The organism is Pseudoalteromonas sp. NGC95 (assembly GCF_015864705.1).
Taxonomy (GTDB): Bacteria; Pseudomonadota; Gammaproteobacteria; order Enterobacterales; family Alteromonadaceae; genus Pseudoalteromonas; species Pseudoalteromonas arctica.
Map to the genome: position 1 here is coordinate 372,383 of NZ_JADYWR010000001.1, position 20,113 is coordinate 392,495.

The following is a 20,113-nucleotide window of genomic DNA, read 5'->3' on the forward strand; positions in this document are numbered from 1 at the left end:
TTTAAGCTGTACCACCGACTGTTAACCGATCAATTTTAAGGCTTGGTTGGCCTACGCCTACCGGTACGCTTTGACCATCTTTACCACAAACACCAACACCTTTATCAAGTGCTAAGTCGTTACCAACCATAGATATTTGCTGCATTACTTCTGGTCCATTACCAATAAGCGTTGCGCCTTTAATTGGTTGGGTAATTTTACCATTTTCGATTAAATACGCTTCTGATGCGCTAAATACAAACTTACCTGAGGTTATATCAACTTGTCCGCCGCCAAAGTTAGGCGCGAATACCCCTTTTTTAACTGAGCTGATAATATCGGCTTGGCTGTGCTCACCACCTAACATGTAGGTGTTAGTCATGCGAGGCATTGGTAAATGCGCATACGACTCACGGCGTGCGTTACCTGTAGGGCTTACACCCATTAAACGCGCGTTTAGCTTATCTTGCATATAGCCTTTTAAAATACCGTTTTCGATGAGTACGTTGTAAGCGGCTGGTGTGCCTTCATCATCCACATTAAGTGACCCACGGCGATCGGCCATGGTGCCATCATCAACAACAGTACACAGCTCAGATGCTACTTTTTGGCCCACTTTACCACTAAACGCAGACGCGCCTTTGCGGTTAAAGTCGCCTTCAAGTCCATGCCCTACTGCTTCGTGTAAAAGCACGCCAGGCCAACCATTACCAAGTACAACTTCCATCGTGCCTGCAGGTGCATCAATAGCCTCAAGATTCACTTTAGCTTGGCGTACAGCTTCTTCAGCAAATTCCATCCAACGTGGTTTACCATCAACAAGTTCTTTAAAGTAACCATAATCTAAACGTGCACCACCACCTGCGCCACCGCGTTCACGGCGACCATTTTTTTCAAGCAGCACTGAGCAGTTTAAACGAATAAGCGGGCGAATATCGGTGGCAAACGTACCGTCACTTGCTGCGATTAATACTTCTTCGTATACCGCCGACATTGAACTAATTACTTGCTCTGCATCGGGTGCTAGCTCACGAATATAGTTTTCAAGTTCGCGTAATAAGCTCACCTTGTCGGTATCGCTCATACTCGAAATTGGCTGATGCGGTGCAAACTGCTCTTTAGCTTTAACATCACTAAATACTTTAATCGCTCTATCTTCGCCAGCATCTGCGATGCTACGAGCCGCTGTAGCCGCTTTATTTAGCGCTTCAAGATTTATTGCATCAGAGTAAGAAAAACCTGTTTTTTCGCCGCTTACAGCACGTACACCAACGCCACGTTCAACGTTATAAGAGCCTTCTTTAACCAAGCCGTCTTCAAGCACCCATGATTCGTGGTGGCTTGATTGAAAATATAAATCGGCGTAATCCACTTTATGCTGATGTATGTAAGCGAGCGTTTTTTCGAGCTCTTCTCTATTTAGCTGGCTGTCGTGTAGTAAATGCTGTTCAACCGAATTCATAATAAATGCTCTCTAAATCGTTGATGAGACTGCACGGGCATATCTCGTCTAATTTTTTGTAACTGGTCTAAATCTGCGTTGCAGCTTATAAAACCGGTGCCTGTTGGCAATTCACTCAGGATATTTCCCCAAGGTGAAATAATAATACTGTGGCCATATGTTTGTCGGCCATTTTCATGTGTACCGTACTGAGCTGCTGCAACTACATAACATTGTGTTTCTATTGCGCGAGCTGCTAATAATGGCTGCCAATGCGCTTGTCCTGTGACGACTGTAAATGCACTTGGTACTAAAATAATATCGGCGCCTTGGCGTACTAGTTCGTTGAATAAGCCACTAAAGCGCAGATCATAACATACTGTTAAGCCTATTTTACCAAAGGGAGAATCAACAACAACCACATCGCTACCTGCTTGGGTAAAATCTGACTCTCGATAGCTACCTGTTTGATCATCTACGTTTACATCAAATAAATGTATTTTGTTATACGTTGCAACCAGCTCGCCTTGATTATTATATAAGTGCGATGCTGCATAATATTTATGTTCGTTAAATGGCTCAGGCATTGTCCCTGCATTTAACCAAATATTATGGTGTTGGCACAATTCACTAAGTTGTAGTTTGTATCGCTCAACTTGCTTAGCAACACGTAACGTATCGTTACCACTTTTACTAAACACTAAAAAAGCCTCAGGCAAACAAACAAGTAATGGTCTTGTTGCGGGGAGTGTTTTAAGTGCACGCTTTAAGCTTGCTATGTTGTCATCAGGGCTTAGCCCTGAACACATTTGCAGGGCAACTATTGTGGGAGTGCTTAGTATTTCAGTTTTGTTCATTGCGTTACTGTTACTTGTGCATCTTTAAGTTTTAAATCGACTGATGCTTGTGGCTGATTTTGCGCAGCTTGAGGAAGCGTAACTTCACGACTTTTTCTGTCGAGTTCTTGAACAATGGGATCGTTCATTTTACCCGTTACTTTAAAGTTGATCTCTGAGATGACGCGCGCAGAATGAATAACTTTATCAATTGCTAAGGCAGCAAGCCCTGTTACTGGGTTTACCATCCATGCAACTATAACTGGAATACTCGAGGTTACCTGCGGCGCTACAGCAAGATCATAATCTATATCAAGCGTGTTTAAATTTGCATAACCTTTAATGGTTAAATCGGCGGGTACGCCGTCCATTTTGGTATCTTTAGTGTAAGCAATACCGTTTTCTAACTGCATAGTGCCTTGCATGCTGTTATAAAAAAAGCCCTTTGAAAATACATCTCTAAAATCAAGTTTCAGCTTGCGTACTAATGAATCAAGGCTCAGTAACGAAAATACGCGTGCCCCGCCATCGCTAACTTCAGTTAAGTGACCTTCTCCTAAATCCCAAGCAATCTCGCCACTTAAACTTTTCACATCAAAATCATAAGGTGCTGCTTGCCAAGTAAGATCATAATTTAGATCGGCTTTTGAGTCTTTAATCGCGGAGGTTATATCAAACTCACCAAACAGTGCGCCTATGTCATCACTTTTAAGCTCGCCACTTAGCGTTGTTAATCCATTTTGCCACTGCCCTTTAGTGCGCAGTACATGATCGCCTTTATCGACTACAAGTTCTGATATTGATAAACGCTCTCCATCACCTAATAATGACGCACTCACTTTATCAAGTTGGTAGCGGTCAATTTTGCAATCACTACATTCAAACTCAATAGCAGGTATTTTAGTAAGCCAGCTCAAGTCTTTCTCAGGAAGTACATCTGTTATTTCAAGTGCTTGCTCATTGTGCGGTGCAAAATTAAGCCTTAAGTAATCGGCATTAATTCGTATGGGCTGGCTAGGCTGTGATATAGGGATAAAAACCCCAGCTCTAAGTTCTTTAGCATTTAGCTTTAGGTATAAATCGTCTTTTGATGGTGCTAAACGCATTTCAAAATCATTAAAAATGATGTTACTCGCATCAAGTAAACCTATATTTGCGACCACCTCATTAAGCGGTGGCATAATCCCTTTTGATTCTTGATCTGGGTTTGCTTTACCAGCTTTAATTATTTGATCAATCAGATCAAACCAAGGCACTAATTCACTCTGTTCAAGATTTATATTTACGCTTAAATCTTTTTGGTTTAATCCTAAATCTTGTTTTCCGAGCACAAAATGAACATTGCTAAACTGTGATTTACCATTTTCTAAAATAGCATTAAAGTAAAACTGTTGATTAGCGTTTGCTGTAATGAGATTAGAAATATCATCACCTTGAACTACTGCATCAAGTGCCCACGCTTGTTCGCTATTTTTATTATAAGGTGCGGGTAAGTTACTCGTTAAGCCAAGTAGTTCTGAGCTTACCTGTGCACGGTAATTAAAGCCTTGTTCGGTAAAATTAAGTACTAAACCAATATCAACATCGCTTTGCCCACTTAAATAATTTTTTAATATACCTTGTCCACTATCTATTAGTGTATCAGCGTCAATTTTGGCGTTTATATCTATGTTTGCTTGGTAATTTTTAGCATCACTTTTACTGCTGTAATTAATATTTAGCGGCATACCCAACCACTTCGCAGTCGCATTTTTAAGTGTGATATTGTCGTTTTTAAAATTAAGCTCGCCAGTTAAGTTTTTAAGCTCAATACCTGGCGTTGCTATAAATACTGGCAAATCATTTAAATTAACTTTGCCGCTAACACTGGCTCCACCTTTAAACTTAGAGCCTACTAAAAGCTCAATACTGGCATCGGCTTCGCCTTTGCCCTGTACAACTTTAAAAATTTCAGCAAGAGGTTTAGCAATAGGTGTCGCTGCAAAAAAGTCATGTAACTTTTCCATTTGTGCTTTTTTATCAATTTGCACAATAAGTTCATCAGCATGCATTAAATCTGCAATGCTTACCTGTACACTATTACCAATATCTAAATTAACCAACTTACCTTGCTGGCTATATATGTCCATACGCTCATTATCAAAATGTAGCTGTACATCGGCATTGGTGACCAAAGGCCAATCAGGATCAAACTCATAGGTTGCGTTGTCTATTTGCGCTAATACACCAAACTGGCCACTACCATCGGTGAATGGAAAGCCCGATAAAGGACCTGCAAATAAGACTTGTGCTTTAGATACTTCTCCGCCTTTAATTGCGCCATTTAAATAGCTAACGAGCTCAGGGCTCATCGCTTTTAATGGGAAGTAATGACCTGCAATTTTGGCATCTGGGGCGAAGACTTCAGCGTAAAGATCTAATCGAGGATCATCTGTTAGACTAATTTGTAATTCTGCAGCAAGAGTGACTTCATCATTATCAAACCATATATTGTCACTACTTATATGCCAGCCATCATCTCGCTTAGCTAAATCTAGCTCTACATTTAGCTGATTATAATTTATGTCGTTACTAAAGCTTTCGCCTGTAACTAATGTGCCATTTTCGCCAAATAAATTTATTCGACCACTACTTTGATTAAGTAAACCATTTACTCTAAGTCCTTGTGCTGCAGGTACTGATCTTAATTCTTGCCAACCAATATTGTCAGCCTCAAACCATAATTGCCATTGCTGCGCATTAGAAAAATTTAAATAAGCGTGATCTATTTGCCCGCTAGGTTGGCGCTCTAAAAATGGTTCAAGTGCATTAAAATTACTTAGCCCTGCTAGGTTACTCAGTAATTCAAAATCAACTTGATGGAGCCACACTTCATTTTTTGGCCCTAGTTGAGCTTCAAACTCTAAACTTGGCCATGCTTTATCGTTACTATTAAATGTTAAACCGGTGCTTTTTAAGTGCCAGCTATTTTGCTCGGGATATAGATGGAATCCACCTTCACTCAAGCTAACTTGTTGGCTTTGCTCTTCTCGCTGCCAACGCACAAAGCTTGGTAGCCATTGCATTTTTATATCGCTTACAAAACCTTTATCTAGTTTTAGCCACGCTTGTAAATTAATATCGCTATGCAGTTGTTGCTTTTGCGTATTTATATATTGCGCTAACCAGTTAGATACATCGACTTTGTTAGCCTGCACATAAATGTCGCCCGCAACTTGCTCTAGGGTATCGCCAGTAAGTGCTATTCGCGCATCAAAATCACCGACCGAAATACCCGGCAGTGCTAAGCTCCCACTACCAAGATGCTGCTCATCTTCATTTTGCCAAACAATATTTTTGAGGAGTAACTTACGCTCTTTACCGTCTTCTAGAACAAAGTTAATACTGGAATTTTCTATTGCAAAATGACCCGTTTTACCCAAAAACAGTTCTTCAATTAGCTCTTTTTGCTCAAAAGAGACTTCGTCGTTGTCACCGGTTTTAAATAAGTTGGTGATATTTACACTGGTATGAAAACCATTAATAACAAAATAATTAGATCTAAGTTGCAGCGCTTTTAAGCTTTCCCATAAGTTTAGCTCTAAGCTGGTTTTAGCAATGGTGAGTGATATTGGTGCAGTTTCGTTATCTTTAAACGATAAATTCTCTAATACTAATGCAGGACCACTGCCCTGCCAACTAGCTGATATTTCACCTATAGATAAGCTTATTTCAAACTTTTCGTGTAAATAGCTTTCTATATTACCTTTGTATTCGTTTGCATACGGAAGGGTATATTTTAAAATTGAAACAATAACGGCCAGTAATACCAAAATTATGGCGCAGGTCTGCCATAACTTTCTAAAACAAAAAAAACAGACCGCTTTTGCTTTCATTACATCATTACCACATCAAACTGTTCTTGGCTGTATAAGCTCTCTGTTTGAATATTGACTTGCTTACCAATAAATAGTTCAAGCTCGGCAAGGTTATGGTACTCATCGTTTAGTAAGGCTTCGCTCACAGCAGGCGCTGCGTACACCATAAACTTATCGGCAGCGTATGCTCGGTTAACACGCACTATTTCACGTAGTATTTCGTAGCAAACCGTTTCAACTGTTTTTTGTGAACCACGACCAGAACACGCAGGACATACATCACATAAAATATGCTCTAAGCTTTCGCGTGTACGTTTACGCGTCATTTCAACAAGCCCAAGTGCTGAAAGCCCATTGATATTCGTTTTAGTGCGATCTTTTGCAAGTGCTGATTCAAGTGAATGTAATACTCGGCGCTTATGATCCTCACTTACCATATCGATAAAGTCGATAATGATAATACCGCCTAAATTACGCAGCCTAAGCTGGCGAGCAATTGCAGAGGTTGCTTCTACGTTGGTATTAAAAATTGTTTCTTCTAAATTACGATGTCCTACAAATGCACCAGTATTAACATCAACAGTCGTCATTGCTTCTGTTTGGTCAATAATTATATAACCACCAGATTTTAGTGTAACTTTACGATGTAGTGCTTTTTGAATTTCGTTTTCAACGTCAAACAAATCAAATATAGGTCGCTCACCTGGATAGTATTCGAGTACTTGAGACAGTTGTGGAACAAACTCTTCAGTAAATAACTTTAGCTCTTCATGAGTAAGTTTAGAGTCAACGCGAATGCGCTCCATATCTTCGCCTACGTAATCACGTAGGGTTCTAAAGGCAAGCGTTAAATCTTCGTGTAGAATACTGGCTTTACTGGTTTTTTTGCGACGAGCTGTAATTTTTTCCCACAGTTTTCTTAAAAAACCGGCATCGTGTCGTAATTCTGCTTCGCTAGCGCCTTCGGCTGCTGTACGTACAATAAAGCTGCCATTTTCGTCGCCATATTCTGCGACTATTTTTTTAAGGCGTGAGCGCTCTTCTTCAGTTTCAATACGCTGACTAACCCCTACATGGGTCGCATCTGGCATAAACACTAAATAGCGAGAAGGAATAGTTATATCAGTGGTGAGTCTTGCGCCTTTAGTGCCTAGCGGATCTTTTACCACTTGCACCATAATGTATTGGCCTTGACGAACTAACTCTCTAATATCTTGTACTTTTTTTATTGGTACGTCGTCTACGCCTTCAACAATAGAGGCACTATTTACAATATCGGATGCATGCAAAAATGCCGCTTTTTCAAGGCCGATATCAACAAAAGCAGCCTGCATACCCGGAAGTACGCGGCTTATTTTTCCTAGGTAAATATTGCCTACAATACCTAGATTACCAATTCGCTCTAGCTGTATTTCTTGCAGTACACCGTTTTCTATTAGGGCAACACGGCTTTCGCTCGGTGTGACATTGATCAGTAATTCTGTACTCATGTTACCTTCTTAAGAATGTTTTTAATAATTGTTCGGTTTCATATAAAGGTAAGCCTACAACAGAAAAATAGCTACCCGCAATGTGAGTTACAAAGCGACCACCTAAACCTTGGATACCGTAGCCACCAGCTTTATCTTGTGGCTCATTAGAATCCCAGTAGGTATTTATTTCTTCATCAGTTAAAGTTTTAAAGGTGACATCTGTGCTTACAACACAGCTAAGCACATCATTTTGCGTCGCAAATGCAACTGCGGTAAGTACTTGATGTGTGTTACCTGATAAACGTTTTAATGTGTGTATAAAATCGTTTTTATCACGAGGTTTACCCAGTGATTCGTTATCGATAACAACTACGGTATCACTACCAAGTACAGGGCGATCGGTATATCCAAGCTCTACACCGCTTTGGGCTTTCAAGCGAGCTAAACGCTCAACAAGTGCTCTAGGTTGCTCGTTTGGAAGTGGGCTTTCATCTGCATCAACACTAAATTGTGTAAATTCGACACCTAATTGGCTTAATAACTCTTTACGACGGGGAGAGGCTGATGCCAAATATACTGCGGTAGTCATTACCTGATCCTAAAATGTCTGCGATATTTACGAAGTAGTAAAAACACCCAAAACCAACTAACCATTCCGGTTGCTACTGGCCATAAATACTGTGGATTAAAGTAAACCCCTAACAAAAAGTGATTTAGCCAAAACTGCATTAAATGATACAGCGTTAAAAACAAACCAATTAATAAGCTTTGTTGCCAAAGCGAAAAGTTACGAATTTTTTGAAAGTTGCTCGCGGTTACAAATATACATATTGAAAATGTAAGCGAGTTGACACCTAGCGGTGAACCAGATGCTAAATCTATTAATAAACCAACAACCCAAGCAGTACCAATATTTAAACGATGCGGTACTGCCAACGACCAATACATAAGTACAAGTAAAACCCAGTCAGGTCTAAATGGTTCAAACGAAAAAGGGAGCGGCATTAATGCCATTATTAAAGCAAAAAAGATGCTTAGCGCAATTAACAATGAATAACGGTTAATCATCGTTGATTTGCTCCTGTTGATTACGCCATAAAATAACCAGCAAACGAATGCGATCTAATTGCGCAATAGGTTCTGCAAAAACTTGTGCAAACGGGCGGCCTTCATCACGATTTATTTCGGTTACTACAGCCACCGGGTATCCCTCAGGGAATGTGCCACCTAATCCTGATGTAACAAGTACATCGCCAATTCGCACATCTAAGCTGTGCGGAACGTGAGAGAGCTTAACGACGTTAATTTTACCTATGCCCTCAACAACAGTTCGCACATCGTTACGCAGTATACGCACAGGTGTGGCATGCGTAGTGTCGGTCATGAGTAATACGCGTGACGTAGTTGACCCTACTTTAGTTAATTGCCCTACTACACCCATCTCATCAATGACGGCTTGGCTTTCACTAAGTCCATCGGTGGTACCACGATTTATAACAACTTGATGGCTATACGGATTTGAATGCACAGAAAGTACTTGAGCAATAATTTTACGATTTGATTGCTTTGCAGATGAGCCCAATAAGGCGCGTAGTTTTTGATTTTCTCTGGCTAGAAATTGATACTGCTGAAGTTGCTCGCTTTGTAGCATTTGCTTTTTTTTCAGCGCTTCATTTTCAGTAAGAAGTTGCTCTCGTGTATGCAGGCTTTTAGCACTTAAGCTAAATAATTCGTAGGGTAAATTAGCAACATAAATTAGTGGGCTAACTAAGGTATTGAGGCTGGTACGAACAACGGTACCACCTTGCGTATATCTGTCTCCAACAATGAGTGCGATACTCAAAAGCACTGCGACAAAAAGTCGCAGTTGCAAAGAGACTGTGCGTCCAAACATTAATTTCATTAGTCGTAACTAAAAACGTCACCACCATGAACATCGATCATTTCAAGTGCTTTACCACCACCACGTGCAACACATGTAAGTGGATCATCAGCTACAACAACCGGAATACCCGTTTCTTCCATTAATAAACGGTCTAAATCTTTTAACAATGCGCCACCGCCAGTAAGTACCATACCGTGTGCAGAAATATCTGATGCCAGCTCTGGTGGTGATTGCTCAAGCGCAACCATTACTGCACTCACAATACCCATTAATGGCTCTTGTAGAGCTTCTAGGATTTCGTGTGAGTTAAGTGTGAATGAACGCGGAACACCTTCAGCAAGGTTACGACCGCGCACTTCAATTTCGATTGGTTCATCAGTTTTAAACGCAGAACCAATTTGATGCTTAATATTTTCAGCTGTCGCTTCACCAATTAAGCTACCAAAGTTACGGCGTACATAATTAATGATAGCTTCGTCAAACTTATCACCACCAATACGAACAGATGATGAGTAAACAACGCCGTTAAGTGAAATAATAGCAACTTCAGTTGTACCACCACCAATATCAACAACCATAGAACCTGTTGCTTCTGATACTGGTAAGCCTGCGCCAATAGCTGCTGCCATTGGTTCTTCAATTAAGTAAACTTCACGAGCACCTGCACCCATTGCAGATTCACGTATTGCACGTTTTTCTACTTGAGTAGCACCACACGGTACACAAATTAGTACACGCGGACTTGGACGCATAAAGTTATTGTTATGCACTTGTTTAATGAAGTGTTGTAACATTTTTTCTGTTACAAAAAAGTCAGCAATAACACCGTCTTTCATTGGACGAATCGCTTTTATATTACCCGGTGTACGACCTAACATAAGCTTTGCTTCTGTACCTACAGATGCAACACTTTTAGGTCCACCAGCACGCTCTTGGCGGATAGCAACAACAGAAGGTTCATTTAATACAATGCCTTCGTCTTTTACATAAATTAGGGTATTGGCTGTACCCAAGTCGATCGATAGATCGTTAGAAAAAATACCACGGAGTTTTTTAAACATGAGGCTGGATGACCTTTGAAATACGTTCTTATATTAGCTGCCTCACTTTAACATGCTCAACTATATGAGCAATATAAAGCGCAGCGCCTTTGTGAATTTGTGAAAAAAGGAAGCAAAGCTTCCTTAATTGAGTTTTTATCGTTCGCGAACTAAGCGAAAACCAATGTAGTTAGATCTAAAATCAGGCGCTAAAATTAAACGCGTAGATGCACGAGCAAGGCTTGGTGCAAAGTTCCACGCTCCGCCTCTTACTGCTACATCAGACTCACCTGATTCTTTATCGGTCCATTCCCATACATTGCCTACGGTATCGTATAATCCAAATGCATTTGGAGAAAAAGAACCTACTGGTGATGCACGTCTGTTTGACCATTCACTACCACACCAACCACAGTTAGCTAGGTTTTTACCAATTTCGTTACCCCAAGGGTATTCTGTTTCAGTTCCTGCGCGTGCTGCGTATTCCCACTCAACTTCGTTAGGTAAACGAAATTGCTGTCCTGTTTGACCAGATAACCACTCAGCATAAGCTTTTGCATCGTTATAAGTTAAACATACAGCAGGAAAGTCACTGCCTTGCTCAAAACCAGGATTACGCCAATTTAAATTTGCTTCCCATACTGGTTCGCCATTTAAATAATACGCACACCCTTTATTTTTTTCCGCTTGAGTTTTATAACCTGTATTTGCTACAAACTTTTCGTAGGCACCCACGGTTACTTCTTTACTTTGCATAGCGAAAGAATTTGCTATTACTTTTTCAATTACTGGACGTTCATTAGCTAAACCATTGCCGTTAATATCGCCCATTTTAAATTTGCCTGCAGGAATAACGACAACCGGCGTTTCAACGTTTGCATTTAATACATTAACGTTTTCACTAACCTGGCGTGTTGTTACTTCTGGTTGCTCTCGAGTATAGGTCGGTGCAGCAATCGACTTAGGCTTTTTTACTAAATTTGCATTAATTGTTTGCGCTTTATTCAAATCAACACGTGCTTGATAAGGTTTATAACCAAGTTTACGTATTTCAATGTTATGAATGCCCGGCGGTAAACGTGTAATCAAGCGTGTTGAGCCAAAGCTTACACCATCGATAAACACTTCATCGTCGTATACGTTTGATCGTAATGTTAGCTCTACCGATTGATCCTTCTTCTTATTAAGGATAGAAGGGTAATCTTTTTTCACCGATGCAGGTTTAACTGAATAATCACGTACTGGCTGCTCATTTAAACGAGAAACCGACACCGTGTTGCTATTATCCGCGCTATTACTGAATGTTAACTGACTATCGGTAAATGTATTGTTATACGCTGGTTGATAAGCAGCCGTAAGTGGCGTGCCGTACTCAGAACAATAGCGGTTATCTATGCTTAATAAGCTACATAAACGGCTGCTATTAACTTCGCCGCGCATAGTTACACTTAAGTTAACGTTGTAATTACCTTGACCGCTAAATGCACTGTTAACTACATGGCTACTTAATATTTGTACTTGAGCGCCCGCCAAATTGCGTTTTGGCTCAACAATGCGCTCTTCTGTTAGATTTGCAAAAATTTGATCAACAAAGCGTTTAGTTGCTTTTTGTAGACCCATTTGCTGACCGCGTTGCTCACATGCTGCTAGCGTTTCTGTTCGCTTACAGTTAATAGTGTGGTTAACCTCAAGCGTACCTTCACGTGTAAATTCGTTACGTAAACGCTCTACGCGGGCTGTAGTTAACTGTTCTTTTAAACTTTCTAATGTATTTAAAAGCGTATGCTTAGCAACACGAATTTGTTCTATATCTTTACGGTGGGATGCAATTGCCGCCAACTGCATAGAAATATCATCTTTATTTTGCTTATGATCAATCACCGCTTTTTGATAGCGTGATTGAGCCGCACTAATATTAATAGTGGGATCGTCAATTAAACGACGGTACATTTCGTTCATCGCATCGAGCGCTTGGTTTTTTTCTTTATCTAGCTCTGTAGAACGAGAACGAAGTAGCTCTAATTGATTTTGTAACTGACTTTCTTCTTTAAGATGTTTTTCAAGTATTCTTGTCGAGTTATCGTATTCTGTCTGTTTAACACTAATCTCTGAGTCAATTCCAGTCACTGTAGCTGTGTCTTGTGCAAATGCACTACTAGCTAACAAACTAGCTGAAATTAACAGAGATAAAGGAGTAATTCGCATATATTCCAGTCCCAAAAAGCGGCAATTATTTGGTCGTTATTATTTTTTATAATTAAAGCCTTATGCTATGTACTTGCAGCACAAAACACAAGCTTTGTTCAATTATTATATTAGTTTACAACTATTCGCGTGTTTCACGCCAGTAAATAACCCGATCATTTCCTCTAAAGCGTCCAAATTGTAAAATAGTACGAGGATCAAGCTGTGTTCCATCGCCCTGCCAATCCCACTTTAACCAATCATAAGTATTATATTCTAAGGTAAATTCACCCAAACCATTTGGCTGTGCATAAATACCGTTATCTGGCGGATATACTCCCGCTTCTAGCTGGCCAGATACACCAGTCCCATATTTGTAGGTTAATTGTGGGCTGCTAGGTGATATTTGAGTAATTTGGGTATGATCAAATACACTACAGTTATCTTCAGCGTTATTTACAAATCCACTGCCGTTGTAATACTGAGCCTGCATAGGAATAAGTAAAGGGTCGAGATCGGAGCCTGCGTTATTGCCAAGGACTAAACGTCCAAACCTAAACTCTATTGGCAATGCATTTAGTCGTACGCTATTACAACCACCCGAGCATGCTGTTTGTGTATTAGGTTTATCATTTGCATCAATGAGTGTTGCTCCTTCTATGTTAGAAAGCGTTGCCATTAAGCTCACCATAGCGAACGGTCCGTCTGCTTGCCCTACACCTAATCTTTTAAGTGTCGTGTTGAGTTGGCTCATTTGCCATTGACCATCGCTTGTATCTCCCCAGTTGTTATTTCCTAGGTTTACTAAGCGGCTAGTAAAATTAGTTGCAGGTACATAGTTACCTACTTCATTATTTTCGGCATTAACGTCTACACTTGATTTATCAAAGCCCGCTTTATAATTAGCCATTAGCTCACCATTTTGATTTTGTGCTTGTACTGTAAAGCCAAGTTCAAAAGGTTGATCAAGGTAAGTTAAATTACTGCCGTATTGCGTGCATTGCGCGGCAGCTTGAACCCCCACTACCTGAAACTGCGAAGGTGCAAAACGACCAACGTTATATAGCTCACCTTTTACATCTCCCGCACCAAAATAATCAGCATCTTGAAGGCCTGCTGTTAAATCAATGATGCCAACTTGGTCGTAATTATATTGCGATATAGATTCACTCAAACTACCTGTCTCATTAAAGGCAACAGTACTCATCGCTTCAAGCGTACCTTGAATGCCTGGCGTAGGCGCTTTAAGTAATGCCTCTACAAGTGGTTGCTCTGTAATAAAATGCTTGGCAATGGTGTTATTTGTAATATTGCTGTAGTTGTCTGGGAAACCATCGTTGTTAGTGTCTTGCCCTGTTTGCCACTGCACCGCATTCATTTTTAAATCAAATGCTTCGCCCGTTAATCTAAATAAGCTCCCATTGGCATCTGCTGCATAACCATCACTTGCTACCTCCATGGCTAATCCAAATGGTTTTACGACATATTCATTTGAACTACCCGTTAAATTTACTGATAAATTAGTTAGTGGGTCTAAAATTAAATTGGTATTTACATTTAAACTCAACTTTCCTGCATCGGGGTAATTTATAACAATCGGGGCTTTAGACTCACTATCAAAGTTAAGTATGAATGATTTAGAGGCTTGCTCGACCGCAAAGGTATTATTGTTGTTACTAAGTGAAACCGTATCAGAGCAACTTGCACCAGCACTGCATGTATACGATAAATCTAAGCTTACATCGCCACCAGCGGGAAATGCAGCTTCGCATATGCCCGTAGTGGTATTTGTTTTTACCGCTTGAATAGATAGCACTTTTGCATTAAATCCAGTATTTGAAGGCTTTGCTGATAACTGAGTAGGAATTGTAGTATTTCCATCTGTATCATTATTAAAAATAAATCCAGCATCAGAAAACGTAACTTTACAGCCACTCAAACCAACATTATTACCACCGATATAACAACGAAGAGGTGCAGAAGGATCAGCAGTGTTATATCCAAATGTAACACTGCCTGTGGTGCGTTTAGCAAATTCGACAACCGCTGATCCTGTAAAATTAATATTCTCCCCCGTAACCCAACTTTGCTGACCACTATTATCTGGAGAAAGGTTTAAACTAGAGGGTTCCGCAAATAATAAGTCGCAGGCATCATTAGCGCAGGCTGTTAGTGTCATTTCTTTAGCTTCACACGTCAGACCTTTGTTATCGCTTATTGTTAAACGATAATGATCCAGTGTTTCTGGTGTATAAATACCACAAAAACCAGGGATACTTTCGGGTACTGGTAGAGCGTCAAACGTTGAACTCCCTTCGGTAATAATTTGAGTAGCCGATGTAATTGATCCCTGATACGTTACATTTTGAGCGATTCTTACCTCACCAGTTGCAACAATATAGCCCGCAATATTTGCATCGGCTGCAATAGCAACCGCACCATCCACATAAATAGCCAAGTACGCGCCAGTTTCTACTACTATATTGGTTTTACCTATATTCAAAAATGAAGTTGATAGAAGTGAGGTTGTGTCTTTTAAAAAAATACGTGTAGGCGCTGTTACTCTGTACTCTGTTTCCAGCATACTTAACTGCAACTCATCGTAATAATAGTCGCCAGCTAAAGAAGTAGGTACGGGTCCTGTTGAGCTACCATCATTTGTAACCGTTGGCACCTGCGCCGCTTGATTCGGTTCTAAAGAATTATAACCACCAGCAACACACGCCTGACCATTACACAAAGGAGGGCTTGTCAGCGCTGTAGAAATTAAACTTGTGGTGGTGACAAACTGCGCATTACCATCGGTTATTTCTACTCCCTGCACTAGCTGCACTTCACCATTGTTATAAGTAGAAATAGCGCCCGGGAATAACGTATCACAATCTAAAATATCACCATTAAATACAAAGGTACTGGTCATGGCGAGTATTGATGCTTCCTCGTTTACGTGACGGCGCTCGTTATCGCCATCACGATCTTCGTCAACAACAAGCCCTAACCTGTCGGTCCTTAGGTTACAGCTGCGTAGCCACCCGCCATCATCTTCTTGGCGTGAGTTTTTACTTGCTACAACTAACGGAGCCACACTAAAATTATTAGTAAAACTAAAGTAATTACAGCCATTGCTCCAACCGTCAACTTCAAAGCCTGTGAAAAAAGTTTCCCACGATACCTCAACGCCATTATCGTCAGAAAATGTGCGGTTACTTCCGGGCTCCACAGCCATATAGGCAACAGTTTCGGTTTTTATAAGCCCAAGTGCTGTTTCAGATGCTTCTAAAGCAATATTAACGCCGCTGGCAGATAGAGAATTACTTTCTACTGCAACTGTTAAAAATGGTATTAATGCTTGCGTTGGTGGATTGCTGTCTATGCTATTGAGTGTTTGTAACGAATGGAAAAAGTTTGGCCTTTGAGTAAACGGTTCAGCAAATGTTAAAGGCTTATAGCCTTTAGGTGTTAGTGGAGCAAAGCCAGACTTAGAGCCATACTGTAATTCGAGCAATAGATCAGTATTACCTACTTCCATAATTGTGCCGTCTGGAAATTGATGCACACCATACTCAACAGCTAAATAGTGCGCCCCCATACTAATATGTCCACCATCCTCTCCTGAAGGTTCAAGCGGTAAGGCCTCAAAGCTAGTTGTGGTTATATTACGTATTCTTATTATTGCAGGGTTTCCGCCTTGGTTTGTTGAGAGCATAAAAACAGCAGGAGGCGTTATATATTGCTGTTGAAAATTAACTTTTGTCCAAACAGGCGATGTATATGTATCTTGCAGTTCTATATAACGGCCCTCGATTTTTGGAGGCACTGCATTTGCGTAATTACAAAGTAACACGCAGCTAAAAAATATAATGACCAACGCATTTTTCATCATGGTAAAGTTTTAGCCTCCAGACTGAGCGTTCTTTGTGTTTGCCAATAATCTTTTCTGCAGCTACTCCCTGCAGGGCAATCAATTGCGGCGCACGTTGCACTGCTTTGTAAGTAATATATATTCACAAGCCCGTTGGTTGTACTGCTATCAGGTAAGTCTATATATTCATCGCAACTCACCACTACTTTACAGTTAGCTAAATATGCAGCTTGGAAGGCTAAATCAGTAGTAACTGATGTACAGCTTTGAACTGAGCTATTTATTGGAAATAGTTGCGTTAAACCACTTTCTAGGCCGCTTTGTGCTGCCATAAAAGCGCGAGCCCCATAGTACTCAATTATATTTTGTTGAGATGCACCAGAAAGCACTTTAACTAATGCTAATCCTAGTGCTAATAAAGCAACAATAATTACCAAAGAAACAATTAGTAAGTTCCCTTTTTGTTTACTGGGTAAGGCTTTTCCGTGAGGATTTTTTTTAAGGTACATTAGGAATATGTACCTCATGGTTAAAGTTCATTACTTCAGTATCGTTAAATTGCATTTGCGCATTCACATTAAGCACAGCGTTTCTTTGTAGAGAGAGTGAATCAAGAGTAAAAAATAAATCGCTCGCTAAATTGTTAGCAATGTAAATACCTAATAAATCACGTTTAACACCACTGCTTATTTGTAAGCTCACGGCATCTAATTGATTAACAGTAAAACCGTAATTGGTATATCTATATAAATACTGCCCTTCAACGCAAAAACTTACAGGTTCTGAAAGTAAATAAAGGCGTTTACTCGGCGACTCTTGGGTAAATGCTTTACTAAATTGCCACTCATCAATTGCACTAACTGAACTATTAAATGCAGATACTTTTAAGCGCTTATTATTATTTTCATCATATATATCAGCACTGCTTAATGGGTATATCGTTGCCCAATCTCCAGCTTGCGGCTGCGTTAAATTATTAAGTTCAAAATCAACAGCGCTAACATTAAAAGGTGCTGCGGTAGGTAGGTAATTTGTATAGTGGGTTGCCGATAAAAATGGCGTATATTCTAAGCACTGCTGAGCACTACACGCTCCGCTAGTACTGTTATCGCAAGAGAGCCTTAAAGAGTTTGGCGTAGCGTGGCGCAATTCTTTACTAAGTCGCGTTATTAAAAAACGGGCCTGGGCTACTGCTTCTTGGCGTTCAACCCCTTGTGAGTAAATACTGACCCCAGCACCAATAAACGAAAATGCACTTACGGCTAAAATACCAATAATAACCATGACAAGTAATAGCTCTATAAGGGTAAATGCATTTTGGTATTTAGCTCTTTGCATTAGTAATTCCCTTTATATGCACTAAAGCCGTATACTTCGCCTAAGGGTGATGTTACTTCAATAGTAATACGCTTAAAGGTTGTGCCATCGTTGATGGTCAATTCGTTAAAGTCGCTATCGTACTCAACAGTAACAACTAAGTTAAAGTCACTGTATTGGCTTAACACCTCACCTAAGCTATTGGTGATAGGCTGGTTAGACAATGCAATATAGTCATCTACATCATTATAACTGGTTCGGGTTTCTAGGCCTGCCCCTAAGCTATCGACGCCTAAATCGCCCTCTGCGGTACAAGGTTCAGCACCCAAGGTTGTTTCGCCGCAACGTCTAAAAGGTGCGCTTCTATCGCTGTGCTCATCAAACGATTTACTTTGAATTTCGTTCATTAGTGATTGACCAAATTCAGAGGCTCTTAAAGCCACAATTGGCTCTGCACTTCTTTTTGCTTGCGGGGCAATTAAAGCGGTAATAATGCTTAATGCAATAGCAAACATCACTATGCCAATAATAAGCTCAATTAAAGTGAAACCTTTTACTTTAAGGGCACGCATATATAAGCCCTTCACCACTTATGCATACGCCAGCTAATCCAACGTCTATTCGACACTGCGAAGTGCAGGTTTGATTTGATTTACCTAAAGGATCAAAACTAATTTGGGTAAATATATTCGAGTTACTATCTAAAGCGCTAAATGTTATATCACTTCTTTGTGTGTTTATTTGTACTACTAAATGATCGGTGTTGTTGGTATCAGCGCCACCGATACATGTATCAGGTGTGGGGGGAGCAATAAGTGTGGAGGTTATATAAAGAGTATGGCAACTTGTTGTCGCTGTATTTTGCATTGCACGTAACTGCACTGTCCTAAGTGCATTTAATGTACGGTCTCGATATGAGTATGCATCTTCTGTTGAGCTGCCCAGAAATTTGGGAACTGCCGTTACCGACAGTATACCCAATATTACTAGAGTAATAATTAACTCAATAAGTGTGAAGCCACGCAATCGTTGCTTACTACTGCTTTTCATTTATATAAATTAACAACCGTCCGTGAAAAGTTCAACCTTAGGTGGTGTTATTTTCACTGGTCCAGTAGTCGCCGTTGCTTCAGTGTACTCAATACGGCATTCATCATCTGCAGTTGAATCCCCTGTTGCAGTATAGCTGTTTGGGTAAATAGTAACTTTTGGTACGGCACCAGCATCAGTAGTACCATTAGTACCATTAGCCGTTACTACAAGGTTAAAGTCTGCCAAATCAGCTCCAGTACCATCGAAATCCACATCCAAAAATGCTTCAAATGCAGCCTCTGTTGCAGCTGGATAGCCATACACAATAGCAACATTTCCTGTATCAACTGCAACAATTTCTGTGTCTTCCTTTTGCGTGCTAGCAATAATAGCCTTACCATTCACAATATTCATACCACTGCGAATAGAGCCTTGTAAGCCTTCAAGTGTTGAAGCATTTGCATCACCTTGCAAGTTTAAAAAACGAGGTGCTGCAGTAACAGCTAAAATGCCCAAAATAACAATTACGATGATCAATTCAACAAGTGTAAAACCTGCTTGTTTATTCATTGGTAAACTTTTTAACGATTGCGTTTTCATAAGTAAGCCTCTTTTTAATTACTTAATTTTTAAATATTTTTACTTTGCCTGTTTTAGCAAAATATGAAAAACCTGTTAACCCTAATATTTTACCCGTATTGCTAGGTATACTTTTAATATCAATGGTATGAGTTAAATAATAGACGCATTGCGAACTTTCTGCATTGTACCTAACTAAAAAACTTACACTTTTTATTCTTGATATTTCATTACTTAACGTACTACTGGGTGCATCTTGTAAAATTACATTTAATACTTGGCGACATTTATTAGCATTTAGAGCTTTTACCCGAGTATCTTTTTTTTCTGTTTCATCGCTTGTTGGTGTACCTAACACTCCATCGACACCAACTATTACACCTCCATAATTAACAAATGTTTTGTTTGACTTACTATTTGGCCTTCCCTCTAATTCCCATTGACCTCTAACCATGCCAACAGCCGATGAAAAACTCCCCGCAATAGCATCTACGCTTGCATTATGCGCTTGATTTTTAATACCTATATATTGAGGTATAGCAAAACTCAAAATTACTGCCAGTAAAATAACAACAATAACTAACTCAAATAATGAGAAACCTTTTGAGTAAGCTATTGTTGTGTTCACC

The 20,113-nt window shown here is 40.0% G+C and carries 16 protein-coding genes; all 16 read right to left on the bottom strand.

Translation table 11 applies throughout. The features are described from left to right. Position 1: 1 nt before the first annotated feature. A complete protein-coding gene (tldD, locus tag I6E70_RS01700) occupies positions 2 to 1,441 on the bottom strand; it encodes a metalloprotease TldD (protein WP_101163214.1) in 1,440 nt (479 codons plus the stop codon). Continuing rightward, positions 1,438 to 2,277 carry a carbon-nitrogen hydrolase family protein gene (locus tag I6E70_RS01705; RefSeq protein WP_197187893.1) on the bottom strand — a complete coding sequence of 280 codons (840 nt, stop codon included), beginning with the start codon at positions 2,275 to 2,277 and terminating at the stop codon, positions 1,438 to 1,440. The genes tldD and I6E70_RS01705 overlap by 4 nt, the downstream gene beginning before the upstream one ends. Continuing rightward, entirely contained in the window at positions 2,274 to 6,131 is a 3,858-nt protein-coding gene (locus tag I6E70_RS01710; protein ID WP_197187894.1) for a YhdP family protein, read from the bottom strand. Before I6E70_RS01710 ends, I6E70_RS01705 begins: the two co-directional genes overlap by 4 nt. After that, entirely contained in the window at positions 6,131 to 7,603 is a 1,473-nt protein-coding gene (gene rng, locus I6E70_RS01715) for a ribonuclease G (protein WP_007586345.1), read from the bottom strand. The genes I6E70_RS01710 and rng overlap by 1 nt, the downstream gene beginning before the upstream one ends. 1 nt (position 7,604) lies before the next feature. Further along, positions 7,605 to 8,174, bottom strand: a complete 570-nt coding sequence (locus tag I6E70_RS01720) for a Maf family protein (protein WP_007586343.1) — start codon at positions 8,172 to 8,174, stop codon at positions 7,605 to 7,607. Next, positions 8,174 to 8,653 (bottom strand): rod shape-determining protein MreD, encoded by a 480-nt coding sequence (gene mreD / locus I6E70_RS01725; protein WP_007586341.1) that lies wholly within the window; start codon positions 8,651 to 8,653, stop codon positions 8,174 to 8,176. Before mreD ends, I6E70_RS01720 begins: the two co-directional genes overlap by 1 nt. After that, positions 8,646 to 9,488, bottom strand: a complete 843-nt coding sequence (gene mreC / locus I6E70_RS01730) for a rod shape-determining protein MreC (RefSeq protein WP_197111979.1) — start codon at positions 9,486 to 9,488, stop codon at positions 8,646 to 8,648. The genes mreD and mreC overlap by 8 nt, the downstream gene beginning before the upstream one ends. Continuing rightward, positions 9,488 to 10,531: a rod shape-determining protein gene (locus I6E70_RS01735; protein WP_007586338.1), complete on the bottom strand. Its 1,044-nt coding sequence runs from the start codon at positions 10,529 to 10,531 to the stop codon at positions 9,488 to 9,490. The genes mreC and I6E70_RS01735 overlap by 1 nt, the downstream gene beginning before the upstream one ends. Positions 10,532 to 10,666: 135 nt before the next feature. After that, the gene (locus I6E70_RS01740) at positions 10,667 to 12,715 is read right to left on the bottom strand and encodes an SUMF1/EgtB/PvdO family nonheme iron enzyme (RefSeq protein WP_007586336.1); all 2,049 of its coding nucleotides are present in this window, start codon (positions 12,713 to 12,715) and stop codon (positions 10,667 to 10,669) included. Positions 12,716 to 12,836: 121 nt separating this feature from the next. Further along, on the bottom strand, positions 12,837 to 16,577 hold the full coding sequence (locus I6E70_RS01745) for an H-type lectin domain-containing protein (protein WP_197187895.1): 3,741 nt from the start codon (positions 16,575 to 16,577) through the stop codon (positions 12,837 to 12,839). Beyond that, the gene (locus I6E70_RS01750; protein WP_197187896.1) at positions 16,574 to 17,065 is read right to left on the bottom strand and encodes an agglutinin biogenesis protein MshP; all 492 of its coding nucleotides are present in this window, start codon (positions 17,063 to 17,065) and stop codon (positions 16,574 to 16,576) included. The genes I6E70_RS01745 and I6E70_RS01750 overlap by 4 nt, the downstream gene beginning before the upstream one ends. Next, positions 17,055 to 17,894, bottom strand: coding sequence for a PulJ/GspJ family protein (locus tag I6E70_RS01755; RefSeq protein ID WP_197187897.1), 840 nt, complete (start codon positions 17,892 to 17,894; stop codon positions 17,055 to 17,057). The genes I6E70_RS01750 and I6E70_RS01755 overlap by 11 nt, the downstream gene beginning before the upstream one ends. Next, entirely contained in the window at positions 17,894 to 18,445 is a 552-nt protein-coding gene (locus I6E70_RS01760) for a prepilin-type N-terminal cleavage/methylation domain-containing protein (RefSeq protein ID WP_197187898.1), read from the bottom strand. Before I6E70_RS01760 ends, I6E70_RS01755 begins: the two co-directional genes overlap by 1 nt. Then, positions 18,432 to 18,923 (bottom strand): type II secretion system protein, encoded by a 492-nt coding sequence (locus I6E70_RS01765; RefSeq protein ID WP_197187899.1) that lies wholly within the window; start codon positions 18,921 to 18,923, stop codon positions 18,432 to 18,434. Before I6E70_RS01765 ends, I6E70_RS01760 begins: the two co-directional genes overlap by 14 nt. Before the next feature lie 9 nt (positions 18,924 to 18,932). Then, positions 18,933 to 19,505 (bottom strand): prepilin-type N-terminal cleavage/methylation domain-containing protein, encoded by a 573-nt coding sequence (locus I6E70_RS01770; protein WP_197187900.1) that lies wholly within the window; start codon positions 19,503 to 19,505, stop codon positions 18,933 to 18,935. 22 nt (positions 19,506 to 19,527) lie between these two features. Then, the gene (locus I6E70_RS01775) at positions 19,528 to 20,112 is read right to left on the bottom strand and encodes a pilus assembly FimT family protein (protein WP_165724851.1); all 585 of its coding nucleotides are present in this window, start codon (positions 20,110 to 20,112) and stop codon (positions 19,528 to 19,530) included. Position 20,113: the final 1 nt, after the last annotated feature.

Excerpts from the sequence above, each read along its gene's own strand:
- rng (WP_007586345.1), bottom strand. The coding sequence starts at position 7,603 with ATGAGTACAGAATTACTGATCAATGTCACACCGAGCGAAAGCCGTGTT.
- I6E70_RS01750 (WP_197187896.1), bottom strand. The coding sequence starts at position 17,065 with ATGTACCTTAAAAAAAATCCTCACGGAAAAGCCTTACCCAGTAAACAA.
- I6E70_RS01765 (WP_197187899.1), bottom strand. The coding sequence starts at position 18,923 with ATGAAAAGCAGTAGTAAGCAACGATTGCGTGGCTTCACACTTATTGAG.
- mreC (WP_197111979.1), bottom strand. The coding sequence starts at position 9,488 with ATGAAATTAATGTTTGGACGCACAGTCTCTTTGCAACTGCGACTTTTT.
- tldD (WP_101163214.1), bottom strand. The coding sequence starts at position 1,441 with ATGAATTCGGTTGAACAGCATTTACTACACGACAGCCAGCTAAATAGA.
- I6E70_RS01705 (WP_197187893.1), bottom strand. The coding sequence starts at position 2,277 with ATGAACAAAACTGAAATACTAAGCACTCCCACAATAGTTGCCCTGCAA.
- I6E70_RS01745 (WP_197187895.1), bottom strand. The coding sequence starts at position 16,577 with ATGATGAAAAATGCGTTGGTCATTATATTTTTTAGCTGCGTGTTACTT.
- I6E70_RS01735 (WP_007586338.1), bottom strand. The coding sequence starts at position 10,531 with ATGTTTAAAAAACTCCGTGGTATTTTTTCTAACGATCTATCGATCGAC.
- I6E70_RS01770 (WP_197187900.1), bottom strand. The coding sequence starts at position 19,505 with ATGAAAACGCAATCGTTAAAAAGTTTACCAATGAATAAACAAGCAGGT.
- I6E70_RS01710 (WP_197187894.1), bottom strand. The coding sequence starts at position 6,131 with ATGAAAGCAAAAGCGGTCTGTTTTTTTTGTTTTAGAAAGTTATGGCAG.
- I6E70_RS01760 (WP_197187898.1), bottom strand. The coding sequence starts at position 18,445 with ATGCGTGCCCTTAAAGTAAAAGGTTTCACTTTAATTGAGCTTATTATT.
- I6E70_RS01755 (WP_197187897.1), bottom strand. The coding sequence starts at position 17,894 with ATGCAAAGAGCTAAATACCAAAATGCATTTACCCTTATAGAGCTATTA.
- I6E70_RS01720 (WP_007586343.1), bottom strand. The coding sequence starts at position 8,174 with ATGACTACCGCAGTATATTTGGCATCAGCCTCTCCCCGTCGTAAAGAG.
- mreD (WP_007586341.1), bottom strand. The coding sequence starts at position 8,653 with ATGATTAACCGTTATTCATTGTTAATTGCGCTAAGCATCTTTTTTGCT.
- I6E70_RS01740 (WP_007586336.1), bottom strand. The coding sequence starts at position 12,715 with ATGCGAATTACTCCTTTATCTCTGTTAATTTCAGCTAGTTTGTTAGCT.